The organism is Nostoc sp. S13, assembly GCF_029379315.1.
Classification (GTDB): Bacteria; Cyanobacteriota; Cyanobacteriia; order Cyanobacteriales; family Nostocaceae; genus Nostoc.
On sequence record NZ_JAQYWQ010000027.1, the window covers coordinates 24,320 to 46,695 of the forward strand.

Consider the following 22,376-nt stretch of genomic DNA (forward strand, 5'->3'; position numbering starts at 1 on the left):
CGTCATCTTCAGGAAAAACGCACTGCCGTCCATTGATAAATAACAGAGATTCAAGCTACTGAGCGCTTAGAAAAACACTTGCCAATGCAACCAGGCAAAGTTGAAAGAAGGGAATTTGAGTATATTCGTCACGGCACACAAAGCTTAATTGTTCTTTATTCGATGTTGCCACTGGTCAAATTGTCGAACCGACTTGTAAAGATACAAGAAATTTTAAATTGACAGACTGGTAGCCATAATGTTAGAAAATAAGGCTTAAAACCCAGTTTCTATCTCTTGTTTAAAACTTGGCTGAGATTTTTATTTGACCAGGGTAATGGGAGGGCGCTAGTTTAAATCATTTCAAATCACTATACTGCCATTATTAACTGCCTGAGCCAAAGCTGTAGGAAAAGAACCTTGAGATTGAGGGTCAAAGATGCTGCTCAGACCAGAAACGAACTGTCCATAGTTGAATGCACTGCTGCTAGTAGTGGTTCCCGGAGCAGAGTTAATAGTGATTCCCTGAGCAGGGTTAATCAGGTTATCGCCTTGAGGCAGTCTTTGGTTAGTCACTAAATCATTACTGATATCAATGGTGGGAATTGGACCAGGATCGGCAATACTGATGACATCATTTGAACCGCCGATAAATTTTTGCAGTTTTCCTTTGTTGATGTCCAGTTCAGCCAACCAACCGTCCAAAGCTGAGGTATTAACGCCACCAGTGTTCCCTAATAAGCCATCAGTAGTTCCAGTAACATAAAGATTACCTTGACCGTCAGTCGTAACACCTGTAGGGTAGTCAAGATTATTTTTGCTTCCAAATTGTTGAATCCACTTGTTGTTGCCATCAGTGTCGAACCTCGCCACAAAGGCATTATAAGATTGGTCTTTTTGGCCTTTTCCTAACTTACCGTTAGATTCTCCGATGATAAAGATGTTGTCTTGGTCATCGATCTGCATGTCCGATAGGAACATGCCATCATCGTCTGGAGAACCAAACTGTTTAGCCCACACTTGAGATCCATCTGGGGTAAATTTGCTAATCCAAATATCGCGACCCCCGATTCCCTTTGTTCCCACCTTTGTGCCAATATCCCCTGTAGTCCATCCTGTAACGTAAATATTGCCTTTGCTGTCAGTATCAACACCCCAGGCAAAATCAAGTCCCTGATTTGTACTTCCAAGCTGTTGAACCCACTGTACCTGCCCTGCTGAGTTCACCTTTGACACCCAGGCATCGTACTTCAAAAGTTGTCGCGATGGGTCTGACTCTCTGACTAAGCCCTGAGTCCAGCCGACAGCGTAGCTGTTGCCAGCTTTATCAACAGCAAGGTCGTAAGATTCGTCAAAAAAGGGAGTTAGGTTAAAAGGGAAGGTCGCTGAAGGATCCTTGATCAGGGTAAGCCACTGCTGGTTGCCATTGTTGTCAAACTTAGACACCCAGGAATTATCCTCAACGGCAAAATTGAAAATGTCTGTTCTTTGATTGTTGTTAATTTCTATTCCTGATAAATAGACATTACCTGCTGGATCTAGATCAATGCTAAAGGCTCCACTAGTAAAACCACCAGCACTAAACTGCTTACCCCAGACCTGGTTGCCATTGGTGTCATATTTAGCCACCCAAACATCAGAATCTGTTTGTTTAGTTCCAAACAAGTTACCCGACGTGCCACCTGCCATGTAGGTGTTACCATCCTTGTCTGTAACCATCGCAAAGTTAGACTCATCACCAGAGGAGCCAAACTGCTTACCCCAGACCTGGTTGCCATTGGTGTCATATTTAGCTACCCAAGCATCTCCAAAACCTTGATTGGTTCCAAACAATGACCCGGTGGTAGTTCCTGATATATAAACATTGCCAGCAGAATCCGTACCCGTAGCAAGACTGAGATCGTTCCCGGTAGTCCCTAATTGCTGAATCTTCTTGTTTTCTGTTGGTTTTTTTGGTGGTTTGTCACCGACAAACCGGAAATTATTTGACTTCAAATCTAATTGGACATCAGGCTTTTCAACCAAAAAAGCGATGAGGTCAGGTGCTCCCTGTTGCAGTGAAAAGATAGCTTCTCCAGAAAGAGGTTGTACGACTCCTGGAATCTGCAATCCATTAATATTTACGATTCGATAGTCTTTCGGTTTACCATTTAGCTGAATGACATCATTATCTGGACCGAAATCATAAATGACAGCATACTCGTTCAAACCAAGGAAGTCTGTAGTTAGTAGGGTATTTGGGTTAGAGGCAGTATAGTAGGGCTGAGTTGTATCACCAAGAACAAATCTATCTGCCCCTACAGATGGGATATTTCTGTTTAGGATGAGAAATGGGTTCCCACCTTGTTGAGCATTCTGAATATTCAGAATAATCTCATATTCTTCAGGAGAGTTGTCGAATAGATCGCCGAACAAATAATCTACATTTGTTGCTTGAGTGGCGCTTGCAATCGGATTGTCAGGATAAATGGTATCGTTTCCGGCACGACCGAAAAGGGCTTCAGAATCATTTGTACCCCCTCCGATAACTATATCGCTGGCAGGTGTCAATAATGAGATTGCTATTTTTTGATTGGCCATTTTGTTTAAATCCCTTAGTTCAGAAACAAGTTAGATTTTTTCGAGACTCAGTTTTCAGACTTGTGCCTAATTTCCGTTAGCTGTTGTCAGATGCTCTGGTGGTGTAATCGTTAACACTCCCTCTTACCCCTCAATAAGAAATCAAGGGTTTCGACAATTTTGCCGGGGGGAGTGAATAATTACTTGGTGATTCTATTTAGGTATCTGCAAAGAATAATATCAATAGTTAGACCGAATAGTAAATATTTATTTTTTGCTAGCTCATAGTACTTAGGTATTGACAGAATAGCAAAATAGTGAATTGAGAAAAATATGGGTCGTTTACTAATAAGTATCGGACAATCATAGGACTTATGTACTGTACAAATTAATCGTGATGTACATTAACTAACGGAAATAGGCTGTTTTAGGCTTTTATTAGTTATCCTTTGATAGTAAATAGACCATGCCCTACGGACACAGCATTGCTATGTCCTTACGAAAAATGTGGTTTTTAAACTTACGCATATTTGGTATTTGTTGTCAATGCATAAATCCTAAAAACTATCATTAGCTTAAATTTAATCACTCTGTATTACAGCGATATTGACGATTAGTATGAAGTACAAAGGAATATGTTCACTTTAGTTGTACGTGAACATATTTTCGCGAACCTTAACAGTAATGGCATTATCTATAACACATAGATAATGTTTTTTGTCAATGCGTAAGTCCTAGCTCCTTAACAGTGTCAAAAATTCATTCGCCTTCTCTTCTTCTGTTTAATAGAAAGAGGAGCATTCTTAGTGACTTCGTTAAAAGTTGGCTGAACAAACACCAGAATCAAAAATGCTCCACTTAGGAGGGTAATACTAGCTAGAAGCACAGTTGCATGTAGACCCGACATAAATGCATTGCTAATTGCCTGATGCATAGCTTGGGTAGAAATGTTGGCTGGCAGGTGACTGGGGACTTGAAATCCACCACGCAAAACATCAACGATCAGGCGATCTTGGAGGTTTGAGGGTAGACTCCAAGCAAAGAGCGATCGCGCCAAATCTGAGGCTAGCTGTTGCGTGAGAATTGTTCCTTGTATAGCAACTCCTAAGATATTCCCAAGACGATTACTAGTGTTGATTACTGCTGAGGCAATTCCCACTTTTGTGGAGGGTACAGAACTCAGACCTACTGCTGCTAAGGGCGCGAGTGTCAAGCCGCTACCAAACCCTGAAAGAATCAGGCTCCACAAAATAGCTCCATACTCTGTATCGGCATTGATTCGGATCAATGAAAATATAGCTATGCTTGCTATGATCAGTCCTGTCGCAATTGTAAAGCGCCACCCTAAGCGAGCAGCAAACCACCCAGAAAATATAGATGCGATTACAAAAGCTCCATTCATCGGCAGGAAGCGCAAGCCCGTCGCCCCCGCCGAGTATCCTTGTACTTGCTGGAAGAACAGGCTGAAGATAAAAAGCAAGCTGACAACAGTGAAGAATACTAAAATTTCAACGACATTGACTACAGCAAACGTTGAATTGTGAAACAAGGTTAATGGCAGCATTGGGTGGCTACTGCGGGACTCAACAAATAAAAATGCCAGAAAGCTAAGTCCAGCAACTATCAGCAGCAAGACAATCAACGGCGATCGCCACAGCCCAGCATTCCCCTGGGTAAGTGCATAGGTAAGTGAAGCCAGAAAGATTACACTGAGCAGTAAACCAGTCACATCAAGACGTTGTTTGTTGGAATCTTTACTTTCCTTAACAACATGCGAAGTCACCCAAAAAGCGATCGCCCCCAGTGGTAAGTTGAGAAAGAACACGCTCTGCCATCCCAGAGTATCCACTAGCAGTCCGCCTATTACAGGGCCAGCAACGAGGGCGAGTCCTGACACCGCAGCCCAAATACCAAGAGCTTTAGCTTTTTCCTTGGATTCAGGAAACGTATCAGAAATGATCGACAGAGAACCTGTCACTAGGGCAGCAGCACCAATTCCTTGAAGAGTTCGCCCAGCAATCAAGATACTCAAACTTGGAGCCAGACCGCAAATTAAAGAAGCGATCGTGAAGATGACTAGCCCTGTGAGGAAGACTCGCTTCCGTCCATAAATGTCTCCTAATGTTCCGCTTGGCAGCATTATACTAGCCGCAGACAAAGTGTAAGCGTTGAGAATCCACTGTAATCCCGACACGCCAGAGTTTAGACTTATCTGAATCTGCGGAAGCGCCACATTCATCACAGTGTCATCGAGATTGGCCATGAAGAGGGCGAAACACATTGCCGCCAGCGTAACTGCTTTAACACGATCTCGATTCATCGCTGTTACTACCTCTGCTGGAGTGGTTCTGCCACTGTTGTTTTATAATTACTAGCGAGAATCTTCTGCAAAATATCAGGAATTTCAAACACAGCTCTGTTATTCAACGCAGCGACATTTGCACGGTAGCGGGCAAAATTTTCTGGCTGAAGAAACTGCTCAACTGATCGATCAATATCTCGAAAACTGCGGATAACCAAACCCACCTGCTGCTGTTGAATCCAGTCAGTGGTGTATAGTTCCTGTGGCATTGTGGCAACACTGCGTTCCACAATTACTGGTAGCTTCATAACCAGCGCCTCGCTGATACTGACATTACCTGGTTTACCAATCATAAAATCACAAAGATGCATATAGAAAGGAATGTCTTTTGTAAACGTAGTGACAAACCTCTTTTGAAGACCTTGGCTCTCACGTAAAGTTAAAGCTAGTTCTTCATTGTGTCCACAGATAAAGATAAGTTGTAGCTTTTGTTGAAAACGCTCCAGACGCTTGGCAATTTCCAGCATGACTTTGGAGCCATTACCTCCGAATAACACAAGTCCAGTCAGACAGTCTGGATCTAAACCCAACCGTTGCCTTTCCTGGGCGCGATCGCTCACAATCGGTTTATAAAAGCGAGGGTTAATCACCAGTCCCGAAGTTTTGATGATCAGCTCCTCTTTTACTCCCAAAGAACGAGCTTGCTCCACTCCTTTTTCACTCCCAGAGAGTATATAACTTCCTGTTTCCGGTTCTATCCAATAAGCAGACGGAAAATCAGCAAAATCTGTCAGAATTGTCACCAAAGGTGTGCTTGGTTTTACTCTCTGTAAACTTTCCCATATCATTTTGTTAAACAATGGCACCACAGAAACCACCATATCAGGCGGTTGTTCGCGCCAGTGTTCCTCAAATATCCTCACACCAGCGTCGTAATTTAGTTTGATAAGTAGTTTATTAAAGGGCATCGTCAGATGGTGAATCCATGTCCAACCGCTTTGCATAATCTGGTTGAGAACTTGATCTCCACTAGTTCCGAATAGCCTGTAAATATCTAGTGTTTTTTTTCCTTCTGCTAAACGCTGCGCTAATACGTCCACATCGGTAACACTAGTTTGACAGGGGAGTTGTTGCTCAATGATTGAAGATATCGCATTAGAAGTAGCGATATGCCCTCCACCACTATTTCCGGTGACAACATTGATCAAAAACTTTTTTTTTGGATATGAAGGTGATTGCATTGTTTCCATCAATAGAAAATATCTCTTAAAAACAAAACTTTTTTGTTATGCTGTTGTGCGAATTTATAATTCAACTGATTTTTCCAACAACTCCATAAGGAAGGCGATCGTTAGATTAAATGCTTTTGCGGAACATGATGCTCATCCCAGAATAAGAATTGAGCCAATAGCCAAATATTGCGTAAAATGCAAAGAATATAAATCTGCTCGAAGTGAACACTTTCCTTGAGTTGATCGGTTCAAAAAAGACATCTACTGGACCGTCAAGGATGCGCTGGTACTCATTGGAAACGCGAGCATTCAAGGTAGGCCATAGTGTATCATGATTGGGCCGTAATGAATCTACAAATTTCCACCCTTGACGACGCCCCAATAATTCGATGGATTCACGAGTGTAAATATGAAGGTGGTAGGGGACATGTACCGCGTTACAAATATCGTTTATGTCAGGTCGATTTAAGTTAAGGTTAGACGCGTTTGGTGTGCTGATTAGAATATAACCACCAGGGGCGAGCAAGTTGTTTAACCTATCTAACAGGGCATTAGGATCTTCAACATGTTCGATGACATCCTGAAGTAAAATGTAATCGAATGGCCCTTGTTGAAGCGTTGCCGGGTCGCCGAAGCCGTCCTTGGAACCGTAAGGGTCATATCCGTGAGAATTGGTAAAGCCCTGTTGTCGCAGGTAGTGTACAAATAGACCGTTTGCACCACAGCCATAATCAAGCAGCGAGTGAGTCTTGGAAAACCCATGCTTGGTGAGTTGTTTGCGTAATTTTCTGTAGAAGACGCGAAATGGCCATGTCAATGTTGCCTGGGCAATCGGGTATTTTGCGTAGTAATGATCCAGATCCACGACATCTAGACAATGAATTGTCTTGCAATCAGGACATCTCCAAACCTTAAATGTTTCATCCATAAAGGCTCTGACGTTGCATGGGAATGTAGAAAATGCAGATTCATCATTCGGATCGAGGCGATAATTGCAAATCAAACATTCAAGGCGTTGCTTGGTTGTACTAACGAGTTTTTGTTGCACCATAATCTTTCTGTGGGAAAATATTAACAATTTTTTAGTCAGAACTTTAGGGAAAGAGTTCTATATTTTTTTATCCATCACAAGTGCGATGGCATCTTTTTGGCACTTTCTACATAGAATTCGCTATTTCTTTCTCAAACAAACCCAGCGCTCGAATCACTGCATGATCCATGTCATAGTACTTGTAATCTCCAAGTCGTCCTGCAAATAGTACAGTACCGTTGAGTTTCTCTACTTCTTTGAGGTATAGACTCAAGCGATCGCGGCTCTCTTCATTGAGAATAGGATAATAAGGGTCATTTTTGCCTGGTACATAAGCCTGGGGATATTCCATCACCAAGGTAGTTTTAGGAGAAGTTTGTCCTGACAAATACTTCTGTTCAGTGATGCGAGTGATGTCATAATCATTGGGGTAGTTAACTGTACCCACCTCTTGATACTGTTCTTGATCCAATGTCTCAAATTGAAAGCGCAGACTACGATAGGGCAGTTCACCATACATATAATCAAAAAATGTGTCAATCGGTGCAGTGCAAAGTAACCGATGAAACTTAACATCTTTGATAATCTCGCGGTAATCTGCATTTAGCAGTACCTTAATGTTGGGATGAGCTAGCATTCGCCGGAACATTTCTGTATAGCCTAGCTTAGGCATAGCCTGATAGGGGTCTTGAAAGTAACGGTCATCGCGGCTGATATAAACTGGAACACGTCCCGTTACCCCCCGATCGAGATCCTCTGGTTTCATCCCCCACTGCTTGATTGTGTAATGCAAAAAAACATTTTCATAAATGTAATCAGCTAAAAAGCTTAGATCCCCACTAGCACTCTCCCGCAATTTTAAAATGGGTACTTTCACTCCAAAACCAAAGTTTTCTAGAAGCAAATTCTCCAGCTTCTCTGCATATTTCTCAGGAAAAAGTGCATAGAGAGAATTGAGATTAAAAGGGATAGGGACTTTCTTACCCTCCAAGACTCCCAGTACATGATGATAGTAATGCCTCCATTCTGTAAATTGAGAGAGATAATCCCATACTTTCTTAGACTTAGTGTGAAAGATGTGAGGCCCATATTTATGAACTAAGATGCCATGCTCGTTGTAGTAATCGTAGGCATTACCCCCAATGTGGTCTCGCTGCTCTACAATCAGCACTCTCTGTCCAAGCTGAGTTGCTAGCCGTTCCGCCATTACACAGGCTGAGTATCCCGCCCCTACGATCATCCAATCAAATAGCATGTTATTTCACTCCGGTTACTTTTTGGACAGCGCAGATATCTTTCTAGTGTTAAATTCGGCAATATTAAGGACATTAAATATTCCAATCAATGCCACTGGGCGCACCAATGAAAACTGCTGTTTTACCTGTTATTGTTTTCACATCAACTCTCCACAATCTTTAAATACAGGAGTCTTTATACATGAATTAAACTGTCGAAGATAACTTTTTATGTGTGTCAATGCTTGCAGAAGGCGCAACTGAGAAGGAACTTTCAAGTATTTGTTCCAAAATATCAACAACTTCAAACACAGCTTGATTATTGATCCCAGCAGCATTAGCACGATAACGAGCTAGAGTTTCCGGTTGGATTAGCTTGGCTACAGCTTGGTTAATATCCCGAAAATCGCGGACTACAATCCCAATCTCATTTTCTGCAATCCATTCAGCCGAGGGTCGTTCTTGAAACATACTTAAGGCATTGGAATCTGTAATTACTGGCAAGTTCATTGCCACAGCCTCACTAACACCTACAGAGCCGGATTTACCAATCAAGAAATCTGATAGATGCATATAGTAGGGAATTTCACTAGTAAAAGTTTCAATGAACCTTGGTAAGCGACTCTGTTGACGGCGCAAAGTGTTTGCTATTTCTTCATTGCGTCCGCAGATAAAAATCAGTTGTAGATTTAGTGACGATTTCTCTAGAGAATCGGCAATTTCTAATATTGCCTTTGACCCTTGACTACCAAAAGTAACTAAACCTGTAGGTAAATCTGGATCTAAACCTAAGCGTTCTCTTTCAATTTTGCGATCGCTATTCACGGGTTCAGAGAATCGAGGATGAATTACCACTCCTGAAGTGCTAAAGATTCGCTCTTGCCTATAACCCAAGTTTTTTGCTTGTTCAACTGCTCTTTGAGTAGGACAAATTAAGAATTGTGCTTGTGGATCAATCCAGAAGTGAGGTGGGCAATCGGCGTGATCGGTGATTACGGTTGTAAAAGGCACTGTGGGCGATACTGCCTGCAAGCTTTGATTAATCAGCCCGTTGATATAGGGCAGTAATGAAACCACCATATCAGGTTGATGCTGCTGCCAATATCTTTTAAAACGTCCTAACCAAGCAAAATGAGAAAGGCGTATTTGTAATTTGAATGAAGGAACTAAGAAAGGGTCATTAATAATCTTTGCCCAGTTTTTTTTGAGTATCAGCTGATTGTAAACGTAGTGTGGAGCAGTGGTGCCGATGATTTCTTTGAAAGCATCGACTATATGAATTTCCCAAGGTAATTGCCGCTTCTCGATCACTTTTTGCAAAGCATTGGCTGTGCTGCGATGACCTGCGCCTAAATCATAAATCATCAAATATACTTTTTTCATGTTTTTTCAATTCGGGTTATGGACAATCTTTTTTAAATTTCATATCTAAGTTAAACAACGTCATCTTTCATTAGTTTTAGGCGTTGTTGCTGTTACCATTGATTTGCTTTCACTAAATTTTAAGGCAACGCGCTTTTGATTCTCGATGCGAAGTTGATTGAGCTTACCTACTCCCATCCAGTGGTAAACTGTATCTCCAAATTCGGGAAAAACTTGCCACACCGCCATTAACAGCTTTGATATACTTGCTGTTATCGGATCTTGATTGACAATCACTTCTGCCTGATTCTGCTTAATAGCGCGGATGACTGCTTTTGCGACATCATCTGCTTGAGATGCGCCTGCTAACTTTGGTATGGGTACGCCAGTATCGGCAATCATTCCCTGACCAGAAACATATCCCGGACAGATTGCAGAAATTCCCACGCCAGTATCAGCTAACTCTTGCCTGAGTGCATCAGTCCACATCAGTAAACCGGCTTTGCTAGCAGAATAAACACTGTTGTAAGGATTTCCCTTTTTACCAGCCAGAGAAGCAATATTAACAATGTGACCCCTCCTCTGGTCTAACATTTTTGGCAGTAGCAAACGACTTAATTCCATTCCCGAAAGCAAGTTAATTGTTAATATCGACTGCAACTCCGCAGTCGAATAATCTTGAAATTTTCTGTATATCTCTATACCTGCGTTGTTGATTAAAATGTCGATTGGGCCTGCAAACTGATTAATTTGCTGAACGAGGTTTGGCAGATCCTCTAGCTGACTGAGGTCGTGTTTAATGCCTAACCAGCGACCTCCTAAAGCTTTGACTTCGGCAGATACTTGATCTAGTCCCTCTGCCGATCGCGAAACACCAACTATAGTTGCTTTTTCTTTTGCCAAAGCACGAGCAATAAAGACTCCGATGCCGCGTGAGGCTCCTGTCAAAACTACTGTTTGACCTGCAATAATTGTCATGATTGCTTAACATCCTCTTTGATCAGTACCAACCTAGTTCAGGAAGTAACAACGCTCTCTTTTAGAGAAGGGAAATGCTTACCACCCAGTTCAATTTGTTCCTGTGCAACTCCAGTTTTGATTCTGGCAAGTAAATATTCCCAGTCAGAGGCAATGATATTTGTGCCATGATCTGGTTCTATCAGACTGGCTAAGGCAATATTGCTGCCATATTTATTCACTAGATTGTATATACCTAAGAAATTAAAAACTCCTGATTCATAAGTTCCACAAGGAACCGAAGGATTTTGGACACCAGTGCAATATTCATGCGGTTGCAACCATTCTTTTGATGGATATCCGTGGAAATGAACCATTGGCATCCCATTTTCAATTAACTCTGGTGCGTATAAAGCAGCAGCCAGAGCGATCGCCACCATGACATAAAGGTCATAAGATGGTTTGATATCCCCGACTACAGAATCAAGACCTTTTGGCAACTGAAGTAATAACCTGTCTTGTAATCCAATCCGAAAAACGTCTGTTTCTAAATTCAGGTTTGTTTTATTTGAGCCGGAACGAGAACTAGCAACCCAGATGTCTGGTATCTGCTTAAATACGTATTTTTCCCCAATCTTGGTTTTAATATACCTTCTACCGATTTCATTCTGACGCAGTTCATCACGACTGAATCCTGGGATTATTGATAAGGTTTCCCACTCTCTCTCAGATATTTCTACAGCACCTATATATTGTGGCGGTTCGGCGTAAGCAACAAAACCGTAAGAAACTCCTGTTCTACCATTTATCATCCAGTCCACAATATCTCGATGGGACTTTCTTTTCATCACATCGTTAATTTTAAAACCGGAAGGTAGTAACTCTGTTGATGCTAACTCTTTACCAAATTTGACTAATTGACTTGCATAGACAGATGCTTGAACGTCATATTCACCAATTTCAAATCGACTTAAAGGTAATGGTTGAATTGGTACAAAAATTTTGGGAATTAAAGATTTAGAAACAAACTCATCAAGGGACTCTGTAGGAAATACCGAGTCGGAAAGGTTCATATTTAAGATAGAAATATTGGTGTTGTCAACCCCAATTACAATTTCCGAAAAGTTCTTAATCAGAGTCTTGACACCAAGAGGAATTCTTTGTTGATAAGGAATTTTTGGATCGACTAGCTTTGGATTCAGTTTTGTTAAAACGATCGCTTGGGTATTTGTCGGATCTTCAAGTGGTTGGACGCTCTCTTCAGCCCAACTGATAAATTGCATAATCTTAGCAGCAGATATCGGGCTATTGTTAAAAACAAAACGAGAATATAATCGATATAGCAATTCTGCTAAAAATATCTTTACTTTCCCAAACAAAGAAGGATACTTTTCAACATCTACGACAGCATTAACACCTGATTTAATCACCCGTGTGGTGATATTCCTTTTCCAATTAATCAAAGGAATAGTAATTTCGTAGTTAAACTCTTTAGTTGCTTCTTCCCAAGATAGAAGCTGAACTCCATTTTCTCGCAGTTTATTTTCTAACTCTTCTCTAAACTGTAGAACTATTTCTTCTTTATAATCATTAGGCAAAGGTCTAAAGGTAACTTTTAGCCGATTTGCCATCAACTTTGGATCAATGATAGGAGGGATAAAGCCTGTAATTTTACGGCAATAACCACCAATCAAACGGCCAATTGTTTGCAAACTCACGTCTTGAGTTTTAGTTGTAGTATCACTAACGGCATCGTTACTTTTTTGGAGAAAGGCGATAATTTCCGTTTTGCGTTCAGCTAGTTCTGTGCGGATTTCTGGCGTCAGTAATCCTTTGGGAGAATTAATCTTGAGTTTATCATTATCAGCCCACAACTGAACGCCTTGATGATTAAGATTTTCCAAAAGCTCTGATACGTTCATAGATTCACCATCTTTGTTGTTATTTAAATAGAATTCAGAATGAATATCGTCTTGATTCTGAATTCGGAATTGTGCATTCTTCTTCAAGTAATTTTTCTTAAACAGCTTTGGTGTTAAATTTCAAATATTTCTGATTCAGAAGCTTCTAATTCTTTCGCTAAATGCAGTGAAAGTGACCCGATAGTGGGATAATGCATTAACAAAAGTGGAGACACATCAAGTCCGAGGAATTGCTTTGCAGCACTAGCAATAGCGATCGCTAGCACGGAATCTAAACCGTAACTGTCAAAAGGTAGCCAGACATTGATTTCATCGGGTTTGACTCCCAGTTCTTGGGCAATTTGGTTAACTAACCAAGCTTGAATATCTTCTGCTGTCAGAGATTTAAGATTGAGCTGCTGCAATGTGATGTTAGTTTCCTTCTCAGTTTCGGTCTGTTGGTGTTGCTTCTCTAATAGCTCAAAGAGTCTAGGTAGCAAATTCAACTCTGCTTGTGAGAGTTCTACGGTGATTTCTAACTGCTTGAGTAGTTGTTTTAAATCTGCTTGATTGAGAGATTTATTCGGGGAGAAACTCTCAACTTTCTCGTGCCCATTACGATTACCCCCAAACCAGTGACGCTTTCGCTGCCAGGGATAGGTTGGTAATTGCAGACGTTGACGCGAGTAATCTAAATCAAAAGCTAACCAGTCTACTTTTGCCCCACGTACATATAAAGTCCCCAAACTTTCTAGTAGCTGTTGCCAATCTTCTTTTTCTGGATGCAGACTAGGAAGCCAAACCTTTTCAGTTTCAGAGAAGCGATCGCTACCTATTCCCAGAAATATTTCGTACCCCTGTTGAGCTAGAATATTGACGCTGGCTGCATTCACGGGTTGTCGTACTTGCTGACACCAATACTGAGGAGTAGTTATTTCAGCAGTTAGATGAGAAACTACGGGAATTCGTGGTTGGGAGTAGGTTACTTCCTTAGCGATTTGCTCAAAATTGTCCACTTGGGAGTTAGCAACCAATTTCAAGCCATCTTCCAAGCTGAAAACTCCAGCTACACAGGCAGCAACGTATTCCCCGATATCGTTACCCATAACTGCGCTAGGTTCTATACCCCAGGATTTCCATAACTGGAAAAGGGCATACTGTAGGGAGAAGAGGGCAGGGGGAGCAGGGGGAGATTGAGAGAAAAGTATCTCTAGTAATGGTTGCTCTAAGTAAGGACGCAGGATTTGACCGCAATGGTCGAGGGCAGCACGGAAGGTTGGTTGGGTTTTGTAGAGTTTACGCCCCATTTCTAGAAACTGGGAGTTAAGAGCAGTGAAAACGAAAGCGATCTTAGGGGATGCTGCCTTTCCTTTAAATAACCCTGCTACTTCTTGGCCAGCACCGAAGGCGGCTAGCTTTTCATAAAGTTCATTAGATGAAGATGCTACCACACTTAACCGATGCTGAAAGTGCGATCGGCCGCTATTGGCACTAAAGCAGATATCTCCTAAAGCTAAGTCTGGATTTGCAGCCAAGTGTTTCTCATACCGTTCGGCTAACTCAATCAGAGCTTCCTCTGTCTTAGCTGATAATGCTAGTAGGTGCAGAGGGCGCTCTGTTGACCTTGGCGCTACTTCTAAAACCGGAGCCTCTTCCAGAATCAGGTGAGCGTTAGTACCGCTAAAGCCAAAGGTATTCACTCCCGCTAGCCGGCGCTTTGCTCCTATAGACCAAGGCATCCGCTCAGTCGGAACTTTTAGGCTGAATTCATCCCATTTAATGTAAGGATTCGGCTGCTGAAAGTGCAGGTGGGGTGGAATTTCTCCATGTTGCAGAGCCAGCACCACCTTAATTAAACTGGCGATCCCAGAAGCGGGTTCTAAGTGACCAATGTTGGTTTTTACCGAACCAATAACCAAAGGTTTGTCTTGAGGACGATTCTTACCAAACACTGCCCCTAAAGCTGCCACCTCAATCGGTTCTCCAACTGATGTCCCTGTACCCTGAACTTCTACATAGTCAATCTGGGCTGAGTCTACACCACTATTTTCTAAAGCTTGGCGAATCGTAGCTTGCTGAGACATGCCATTCGGAGCAATCAAGCTACTACTACGACCATTGTGGTTTACCGCAGAACCCCGAATCAAAGCTAAGATGTTGTCCTCGTCAGCCAAAGCATCTTTGAGACGCTTGAGGACGACGACACCACACCCTTCTCCTTTGACGAAGCCATTAGCAGCAGCATCGAAGGTTTGGCAGCGACCGTTAGGATTTAGCATGTGCGACTTGGAAAGAGCAATGCTGGTGTCTGGTACAAGATTCAACCCAACTCCGCCAGCGAGGGCTAGATTGCACTCTCGCAAACGCAAACTTTGACAAGCCAAATGTACTGACACCAATGAGGAAGAACAAGAAGTATCGATCGCCATACTCGGGCCTTTCAGCCCTAAAATATACGATAAGCGCCCAGCCGCTACGCTCAAGGAGTTGCCGATCGCACTAAAAGCGTCGATTTGGGTTGAGTCTCCTACTGACGACATTACCTTGCTGTAATCATTGAGGTAAATGCCGATAAACACTCCTGTAGAACTGTTATACAAATGCTCTGCTGCTTGACTGGCATTTTCTAAAGCCTCCCAACCAACCTCTAGTAAGAGCCGTTGTTGGGGATCTATACTTGCTGCTTCCCTAGCGGAAATCCCAAAAAATTCCGGGTTAAAGCCATCTACCTGAGCTAGAAAACCGCCTTTGCGGGTACACACCTTACCAGGAGCATCAGGATCTGGATCATAGAATTTTTCAAGATCCCAGCGATCAGCAGGAACCTCAGTGATGGCATCAACTCCGTTGCGTAACAGTTGCCAGAATGCCTCTGGATTCTCAGCACCGGGAAATCGGCAACCCATGCCAATGATGGCAATTGGTTCTCGTTTGGTATACTCCAGTTCGTCAACTTTGGCTTGCAGGTCTTCAATAGCTCGAAGGGCCCGCTTGATGGGTGATACAGTATTTTCTTGTTCTGAATTCATCTGTTCAGTACCTCATGCTATTTAATTTACCAAGCAGCAGTGCTTCGGCTTCGCTGTCTGATAAATCGTCTAAATATGACTCAGCGACAACCTGTTCCTGATGGTTAGTTTCTTGTGACTCCACAGCAGATTCATCAGCAAATGCCGCGATCGCTTCTTTAAGTAGATAATCAACAAGCGCTTCGATTGTGGGATAGTCAAAAACTAAAGTTACAGGTAAAGAACAACTCAGAGTGCTTTCCAAACGGTTCTTCAACTCCACCGCCATCAGAGAATCCATACCGAGATCAAGAAAACCTTGTTGCGGCTCTAATTCGGATAAATCAATCCCTAAAAGTTTAACAACTTCAGTTTGGATGTGAGCAATTAAAAGAGTTTGCCGCTCGTTTAGAGAAGTTGCTTCTAACTGCTGTAAAAATTTTGTTCGCTGCAACGATGGTTTTTTATCAATGAAAGATTCCAGAAATGGTGAAACCAAACCTTCAGGAAATTGTTGGCAGAACTTAGACCAGTTAACTGGCAATACTCCTACCTGGGTTGTATCCTGTCCTAGCAAATTTCCTAATATCTGCAATCCCTGCTCTAATGGTATTGACTCCATCCCTTGGGCAGCTAATCTGGCTTGGTCGCGGTTTCCCAGATTTGTAGCCATGCCAGCATCTTTCCAAAGTCCCCAGTTGATGCTCAATCCTGGCAGTCCCGATGCTCGGCGATAATCAGTTAAGGCATCCATGAAAGCATTCGCGGCGGCATAATTTCCTTGACCTGGCGAACCTAATAATGCCGCAGCCGAGGAAAATGTGACAAAGAAATCTAGTTGTAACTGCTGACTCAATGTGTGCAGAATCCAAGTTCCTTTCACCTTTGCTGCCATAACTTGCTCGAAGGACTTCCAGTTTTGCTGTCGGAGGATGCCATCGTGGAGCATACCAGCAGCGTGTAAAATTCCTCCTAAAGGCGGCATCGAAGTTTGAATATCCTCAAATACTCTCACCATATCGCTCCATTCAGCGACATCAGCAGTGGCGATCGCTACCTTAGCTCCCAGATTTTCCATCTGAGCGATCGCTTGGAGTACTTCAGCTGATGCCTGTTTGCGTCCAGTCAGCATTAAGTGCCGCGCCCCTTTCTCTACCATCCACTGCGCTACTTTTAGACCTAACGCCCCCAATCCGCCAGTAATTAGATATGTGCTATCCGATTGTAGCCGCACTGAACGAGCTTCTGGAACTTCGCTACGGATGAGGCGAGCCACATAACGCTGTCCTTCTCGGAAGGCAATTTGGTCTTCCCCTTGAGAATCCCAAATCTCTGCCAAAAGATTTACTGCTTCATCTGTGGAAGCATCGGCAGCCAAATCTAGTAGTCCTCCCCACAACTTGGGATGCTCCAAAGCAATAACTTTACCCAATCCCCACAAAGAAGCCTGGGCTGGTGCTAGTAATGAGGATACTGCTGGTACCGCTCCCCTGGTTACTAACCACAAACGAGATGAGTCGAGGCGCGAGGCCAGAGCTTGTATTAGATGCAGGGTACTGGCACAACCAAGAACCTGAATCTTTTCTAGCAAAGGGATGGTTAATTCTGAAGTCAATCCTGGTTCTAAACTCCAGAGGTGAACAACTCCCCTTAACGGTAAGTTGTTAGTTCCGACTACCTCTTGGAAAAGCCGCTCAAAATCGCCTGGATTTGATGGATTAACACTCCAAGTTCCAGGCTGTTTAACTTCATAGCTGTCCCCAGCATAGACTAGAAAACAAGTTTGACCCCGCTTTTCTAAAAGATCGGCTAGGGCTTGTCCAAGACCCCAGTTGTCAGCCAAAATCAGCCAGCTACCAGGTTCTTGAGCGCTGATTTGTGTCAACTGACGCGGCTGAGGCTGCCAGCTGACTTTGTAGAGCCAATCTTTGAAGGATGCTGCTGTTATTTGTTGTTGATGTTGCTTGACTAATACTTCTAACAGTTTAGGCAGTACTTTAACTTCTTCTTGGGAGAATTCTGCCGTAGTTTGTAAGTATTGGGCTAGTTGTTCAGTCTCTCCTTGATGCAAGAGATTGAAGATTTGAGTCGGGATATGATCTGGGGATAAAGACTCTATTTTTGAATGCCCATTATTAACTACTTCAAACCAATAGCGCTGGCGTTGAAATGGATAATTCGGTAACACCACTCGACGACGGGCATAGTCTCGATCAAAGCCATTCCAGTCTACTATCGCGCCACTGATATATAATGCCGCCAAGCTCTCAAGAAGTTGTTGCCAATCTTCACGCCCAGGACGCAAACTAGGCAGCCAAACTCCCTCTCCCTCTGGTAAGCAATAACGACCCATTCCCATTAATATTGGCTTGGGGCCAATCTCTACAAATATCTTGTAGCCCCTCTGATACAGCGCCTCCATACTGGCTGCAAATCGGACTGGCTGCCGCACATGATGACACCAATATTCAGGGGTAGCGATTTCATCTGTAATTGGTTGACCACTGAGATTGGAAATTAGGCTAATTTTAGGTGAAGAGTAGGTAACATTTTTGGCTACTTGCTCAAACTCAGCTAGCATTGGTTCCATTAAGGGAGAGTGGAAAGCATGAGAAACTTGTAACTTTTTCGTCGTGATTCCTTGTGCCCGGAAAATGTTGGTGACTATTTCTATAATGTGGCGATCGCCAGAAATTACTATATTCTTAGGGCCATTAATAGCAGCAATGGTCACTTGGTCATAAGGTTGAATAATTGAGGTTACTAAAGCTTCCGACGCAATTACTGCCACCATCTCACCATCTTGGGGCAAAGCCTGCATCAGACGAGCGCGTTCGGCAATCAGCTTCAGACCATCTTCTAAACTAAATATCCCCGCGACGCAAGCAGCCGTATATTCACCTACGCTATGCCCCATAACTGCGTCTGGCTTGATCCCCCAGGATTCCCATAACCGAAACAGAGCATATTCCACAGCAAACAAGGCTGGTTGAGTGTAGGCAGTTTCATCTAAAGGCGAAGATTTGCCTGCTTCGGGATAGAGAATCTCAAGTAAAGGCTGGTTAAGATAAGGATGCAGAATTGCCGCGCATTGGTCAATAGCTTGCCGAAAAATCGGTTGAGTATCGTAGAGTTGGCGACCCATACCGACATACTGTGATCCCTGACCGGTGAATAAAAATGCTAGCTTCGGTAACTTCTTTTTCGTTACTTGCCCACTTCTGAGACCGGAAGTGTCTTCTCCAGCGCCAAAAGCACTCAATTGTTGACACATCTGTACAGCAGATTCACTAACAACAGCGAGGCGATGCTCAAAATGCGATCGCCCCGTATTGGCACTGAAGCAGACATCCGCCAAAGATACTTCTGGATGAGCCGCGAAAAAATCTTGATACTGTTGTGCTAGTTCCGTTAGAGCCGGAGCCGTTTTTGCCGATAGGGTTAGAATCTGCTTGGGGCGTTCGGGTTCACTCGTGACTGGGGTTGGGAGCGGAGCTTCTTCTAAAATTATGTGGCAATTGGTGCCACCAAAACTAAAAGCACTGACCCCCGCCAAGCGACTTCCAGGGTAAGACCAAGGCTGACGCTCAACAGGGATGGCAAGGGGTGTCCCTTCCAGAGAAATATAAGGATTGAGCTGCTTGAGGTGCAAATGGGGGGCAATTTCCCGTTGTTGCAGTTGTAAGACCACCTTGATTAGGCCACTCATGCCAGCAGCACCTTCCAAATGACCAATGTTGGTCTTGACTGAGCCAATCCAACAGGGTTGGTCTGAGGAACGACCTTCCATCAGTACGGCTTTGAGGGATTTGACCTCAATTGGGTCTCCCAAAGAAGTGCCAGTACCGTGAGCTTCCACATAGCTAATTTGCGCTGGAGCCACTCCAGCCTGTTCTAGGGCTTGGCGAATTACTGCTTGCTGGGAAGGCCCATTAGGGGCTGTCAGTCCATTACTCGTACCATCTTGATTGACTGCCGAGCCTCTGATCAGCGCCAAAATGTTGTCTCCATCACGGAGGGCATCTTCTAGACGCTTAAGTACGATGATCCCGCAACCTTCTCCTCTGGTATAACCATCAGCACTAGCGTCAAAGGTCTTACAGCGACCGTCAGGAGCCATCATCTGAGCTTGGGAGCAAGAGATTGCCGGCTCTGGAGCCAACATCAAGTTAACTCCTCCAGCTAGGCAGAGATTGGACTCTCCGTTCCGCAAACTCTGGCAAGCTAAATGAATTGCCACTAATGACGAAGAACAAGCTGTATCTATGGCCATACTGGGGCCGCGCAGATTCAGCAAGTAAGATAGACGATTGGCGGCAATACAAGGAGTGGTACCCGTAGCACTGTATGCACCGATTTGGGATGAGTCTTTGTAGATCATTTTGTGGTAGTCAGCGTTGGTGATCCCAATGAAGACACCCGTTTGGCTACCTGCGAGAGTTTTTGGCAAAAGTCCAGTATTTTCTAAAGCTTCCCAAGCTACCTCCAACACTAATCTTTGCTGGGGGTCTATGTGTTCTGCCTCGCGGGCAGAAATTCCAAAAAAGCTGGGATCAAACATATCTACCTGATCCAAAAAACCGGCCCATCGGGAGTTCATTTTTCCTGGTGTCGCTGGCTTAGACTCATAAAAGGCGTCTATATCCCATCGTTCTGGTGGTACTTGGGCGATCGCATCGACTCCATCACGCAATAGATGCCAAAAGGATTCAGGATTTTTCGCTTTGGGAAAACGGCAACCAATGCCAACAATTGCTATGGCTTCCATCAAAATATTATGCCTCTTTTTAACTAATTACTAATTCGTAGTTAAGAATTCAATTACGAATTGCGAATTAGGGATTTCCAAGAAATAAATTACCCAAATAAACGTAGACACGGAGCAGTTTACCGCAGGCTAGCACAGAAACGCCGAGAACACAGAGAACACACAGGAATAAGGAACAGAGAGTTTTTGGGATATTTTTTTATTTGGAAGTCCCTTCGGAATTGCTTTAACTCTCTTGAGCCAGAATCGATTTGGAGAACTCTTTAAAGACCGGAATATTCTTTTGAATTGCTTTGTCGATTGAGGCTCCAGCAGCCATGATCCCCATCTCCCGATTGACAGACCATTGATAGTCTAAGCGACTAAATAATCTCCGCATCAATTCCAAAAGACTGTGATGATATTTAAGCGCGGTTTGGAAACCTTCGTGTTCTTGACAGAAACATTTTTCCATCCAATCGAGTGCTTCTTTGGTTTCCATCTTAAATAAAGGAGACTTTAAGAGCTTGTAGTAAAAGAGCATTAACATCTGGTCATCGTAAACACAACGACCAGGTAAGACTCCAGAAAGTCCGCTCAAAAGGTTGCGTTGGATTTGATAGACTATCAAACCAGATATAAACTTCTCGTAAGCAGTTGGCTTCGGGAAATCCTTATACATATCTCTGGCAATGGTTTGAGAGATCGTGGTATGGAAAGCCTCGTCTAATAAGTGGTAATAAGATACAGCTGTTGGGGTCGGAATATACTCGCCTTTTTGCTCTAACTCTCGGTAATACCTGACATAGGGATATTCTTGATTCTTGAGAATCGCATTAGCCGTGTAGCGCAAGGAATAGTACTGACACGCCATAAACGGCGACATGCCCCAGTGAACAGTAAAAAAGCGTAACCAGTAGCGGGGTGCGATTCGCCCTGCTAGTCCATCTGCTGGTGCGGGAATCGGCTGACCTTTTTCTTCTAAATCTGTCAAATACGGGGAATAATACTGTTTTTTATCGCTCAACATTGTCTTAGCGATCGCGCTTAAGGTATTGTCTCGCTGTATCGAAAAGGGAGAACTTCCTTGATTAGAGGTGAAATATCCCCGCACAGATTGAGGAATCAAAAGATTAAGCCAACTATTATTGTCTTTTTCTGTTTTGCTATAGAGGGAATTACCCAATATAGTTTTACCGACAATACCCATTTTGGTTTTGTAACCAATCTTTTGAAAGGCGCGAATGTGGTAGCTTTCCTGATCGGTTTCAAAGTCCAGTTCATCACAAAGTGTTTCGTAACCACCAACGGCCCGAAAAACACCAGACGTGACCATGTTGTAAATACTTGTACTGGCTTCGCTAACAGCAGTATGGTTATAATTTCCAACCCAATAAAGATGATTAAGCGCTAGTTTTTGGGTGTCAGAAGCAGCATTGTAAAGAGGAGTCCCATAGAGAAGCGAAAGGTCAGGTTTACTCCAATAATAATTGCTGTTTTTGGCATAATTGAATTCGTTACCCAGTTCTTTTAGTTTCTCAGTATAATCTGAGTCTTGATTATTTTGGTAAGTTTTTTCAATGCGGTGGAAGTGGGTTGACTCCTGCACTCCTAACGGTTCGAGAGTCTTGTTTACAGTTACCATGATTTTCTCCTGAATGGCACTAAATATGAAGAGAATTGAGATTAGTTTTTAGCTTTTAACTCTGAGTTCAAATGCTGAACTAGAGCCTCGACAGTCGGATAATCGTAGAGTAGGGTTGGATCGAGTTCACACCCCAACCACTCTTCTAAGTCACCAGTCAAACCAACTGCTGCTGAAGAATCTAAACCATAGCGGTCAAAAGGGATTGTGACTTCGATTTCCTCTGAATCCACTTCCAACAAGTCAGCTAAATAAGAGATTATCCATGTTTGAATCTCTGCTGCTGTTGGGATCTGCTTGGGTGCAACTGTAGATGTGGGATTCAACTCAATATTTTGCGTTGTCATGGTTTAAGTCCTTCTCGATGTAGATATTTCAACAATCAAATGCGTTTAATTTTTGCACTGCAACTATACCTG

The 22,376-nt window shown here is 43.1% G+C and carries 12 protein-coding genes; all 12 read right to left on the bottom strand.

Features of this window, described 5'->3' with window-relative positions; all coding sequences use genetic code 11:
- Positions 1 to 342: 342 nt before the first annotated feature.
- On the bottom strand, positions 343 to 2,559 hold the full coding sequence (locus PUQ00_RS11455; RefSeq protein ID WP_300416185.1) for an SBBP repeat-containing protein: 2,217 nt from the start codon (positions 2,557 to 2,559) through the stop codon (positions 343 to 345).
- Between the two features lie 730 nt (positions 2,560 to 3,289).
- Complete coding sequence (locus tag PUQ00_RS11460) at positions 3,290 to 4,858, bottom strand: MFS transporter (protein ID WP_300416187.1); 1,569 nt, start codon at positions 4,856 to 4,858, stop codon at positions 3,290 to 3,292.
- 8 nt (positions 4,859 to 4,866) lie between these two features.
- Complete coding sequence (locus PUQ00_RS11465) at positions 4,867 to 6,081, bottom strand: glycosyltransferase (protein WP_300416189.1); 1,215 nt, start codon at positions 6,079 to 6,081, stop codon at positions 4,867 to 4,869.
- A 115-nt stretch (positions 6,082 to 6,196) separates the two neighbouring features.
- The gene (locus PUQ00_RS11470) at positions 6,197 to 7,123 is read right to left on the bottom strand and encodes a class I SAM-dependent methyltransferase (RefSeq protein ID WP_300416191.1); all 927 of its coding nucleotides are present in this window, start codon (positions 7,121 to 7,123) and stop codon (positions 6,197 to 6,199) included.
- Between the two features lie 106 nt (positions 7,124 to 7,229).
- Positions 7,230 to 8,357, bottom strand: coding sequence for a UDP-galactopyranose mutase (gene glf, locus PUQ00_RS11475; protein ID WP_300416193.1), 1,128 nt, complete (start codon positions 8,355 to 8,357; stop codon positions 7,230 to 7,232).
- Positions 8,358 to 8,544: 187 nt separating this feature from the next.
- Positions 8,545 to 9,720 carry a glycosyltransferase gene (locus PUQ00_RS11480; RefSeq protein WP_300416195.1) on the bottom strand — a complete coding sequence of 392 codons (1,176 nt, stop codon included), beginning with the start codon at positions 9,718 to 9,720 and terminating at the stop codon, positions 8,545 to 8,547.
- A gap of 60 nt (positions 9,721 to 9,780) precedes the next feature.
- Positions 9,781 to 10,677, bottom strand: a complete 897-nt coding sequence (locus PUQ00_RS11485) for an SDR family NAD(P)-dependent oxidoreductase (RefSeq protein WP_300416197.1) — start codon at positions 10,675 to 10,677, stop codon at positions 9,781 to 9,783.
- Between the two features lie 38 nt (positions 10,678 to 10,715).
- Entirely contained in the window at positions 10,716 to 12,578 is a 1,863-nt protein-coding gene (locus tag PUQ00_RS11490; protein ID WP_300416215.1) for a hypothetical protein, read from the bottom strand.
- Between the two features lie 113 nt (positions 12,579 to 12,691).
- The gene (locus PUQ00_RS11495; RefSeq protein WP_300416199.1) at positions 12,692 to 15,586 is read right to left on the bottom strand and encodes a beta-ketoacyl synthase N-terminal-like domain-containing protein; all 2,895 of its coding nucleotides are present in this window, start codon (positions 15,584 to 15,586) and stop codon (positions 12,692 to 12,694) included.
- Between the two features lie 4 nt (positions 15,587 to 15,590).
- Positions 15,591 to 20,333, bottom strand: coding sequence for a type I polyketide synthase (locus tag PUQ00_RS11500; protein WP_335029489.1), 4,743 nt, complete (start codon positions 20,331 to 20,333; stop codon positions 15,591 to 15,593).
- A gap of 226 nt (positions 20,334 to 20,559) precedes the next feature.
- Positions 20,560 to 21,957 (bottom strand): hypothetical protein, encoded by a 1,398-nt coding sequence (locus PUQ00_RS11505; RefSeq protein ID WP_300416203.1) that lies wholly within the window; start codon positions 21,955 to 21,957, stop codon positions 20,560 to 20,562.
- Between the two features lie 41 nt (positions 21,958 to 21,998).
- Positions 21,999 to 22,304, bottom strand: a complete 306-nt coding sequence (locus tag PUQ00_RS11510) for an acyl carrier protein (protein ID WP_300416205.1) — start codon at positions 22,302 to 22,304, stop codon at positions 21,999 to 22,001.
- Positions 22,305 to 22,376: the final 72 nt, after the last annotated feature.

What these genes read in the sequence shown, in the direction of transcription:
- PUQ00_RS11505 (WP_300416203.1), bottom strand. Translation starts at nt 21,957, where the DNA reads ATGGTAACTGTAAACAAGACTCTCGAACCGTTAGGAGTGCAGGAGTCA.
- glf (WP_300416193.1), bottom strand. Translation starts at nt 8,357, where the DNA reads ATGCTATTTGATTGGATGATCGTAGGGGCGGGATACTCAGCCTGTGTA.
- PUQ00_RS11490 (WP_300416215.1), bottom strand. Translation starts at nt 12,578, where the DNA reads ATGAACGTATCAGAGCTTTTGGAAAATCTTAATCATCAAGGCGTTCAG.
- PUQ00_RS11470 (WP_300416191.1), bottom strand. Translation starts at nt 7,123, where the DNA reads ATGGTGCAACAAAAACTCGTTAGTACAACCAAGCAACGCCTTGAATGT.
- PUQ00_RS11485 (WP_300416197.1), bottom strand. Translation starts at nt 10,677, where the DNA reads ATGACAATTATTGCAGGTCAAACAGTAGTTTTGACAGGAGCCTCACGC.
- PUQ00_RS11500 (WP_335029489.1), bottom strand. Translation starts at nt 20,333, where the DNA reads ATGGAAGCCATAGCAATTGTTGGCATTGGTTGCCGTTTTCCCAAAGCG.
- PUQ00_RS11495 (WP_300416199.1), bottom strand. Translation starts at nt 15,586, where the DNA reads ATGAATTCAGAACAAGAAAATACTGTATCACCCATCAAGCGGGCCCTT.
- PUQ00_RS11460 (WP_300416187.1), bottom strand. Translation starts at nt 4,858, where the DNA reads ATGAATCGAGATCGTGTTAAAGCAGTTACGCTGGCGGCAATGTGTTTC.
- PUQ00_RS11480 (WP_300416195.1), bottom strand. Translation starts at nt 9,720, where the DNA reads ATGAAAAAAGTATATTTGATGATTTATGATTTAGGCGCAGGTCATCGC.
- PUQ00_RS11510 (WP_300416205.1), bottom strand. Translation starts at nt 22,304, where the DNA reads ATGACAACGCAAAATATTGAGTTGAATCCCACATCTACAGTTGCACCC.
- PUQ00_RS11455 (WP_300416185.1), bottom strand. Translation starts at nt 2,559, where the DNA reads ATGGCCAATCAAAAAATAGCAATCTCATTATTGACACCTGCCAGCGAT.
- PUQ00_RS11465 (WP_300416189.1), bottom strand. Translation starts at nt 6,081, where the DNA reads ATGCAATCACCTTCATATCCAAAAAAAAAGTTTTTGATCAATGTTGTC.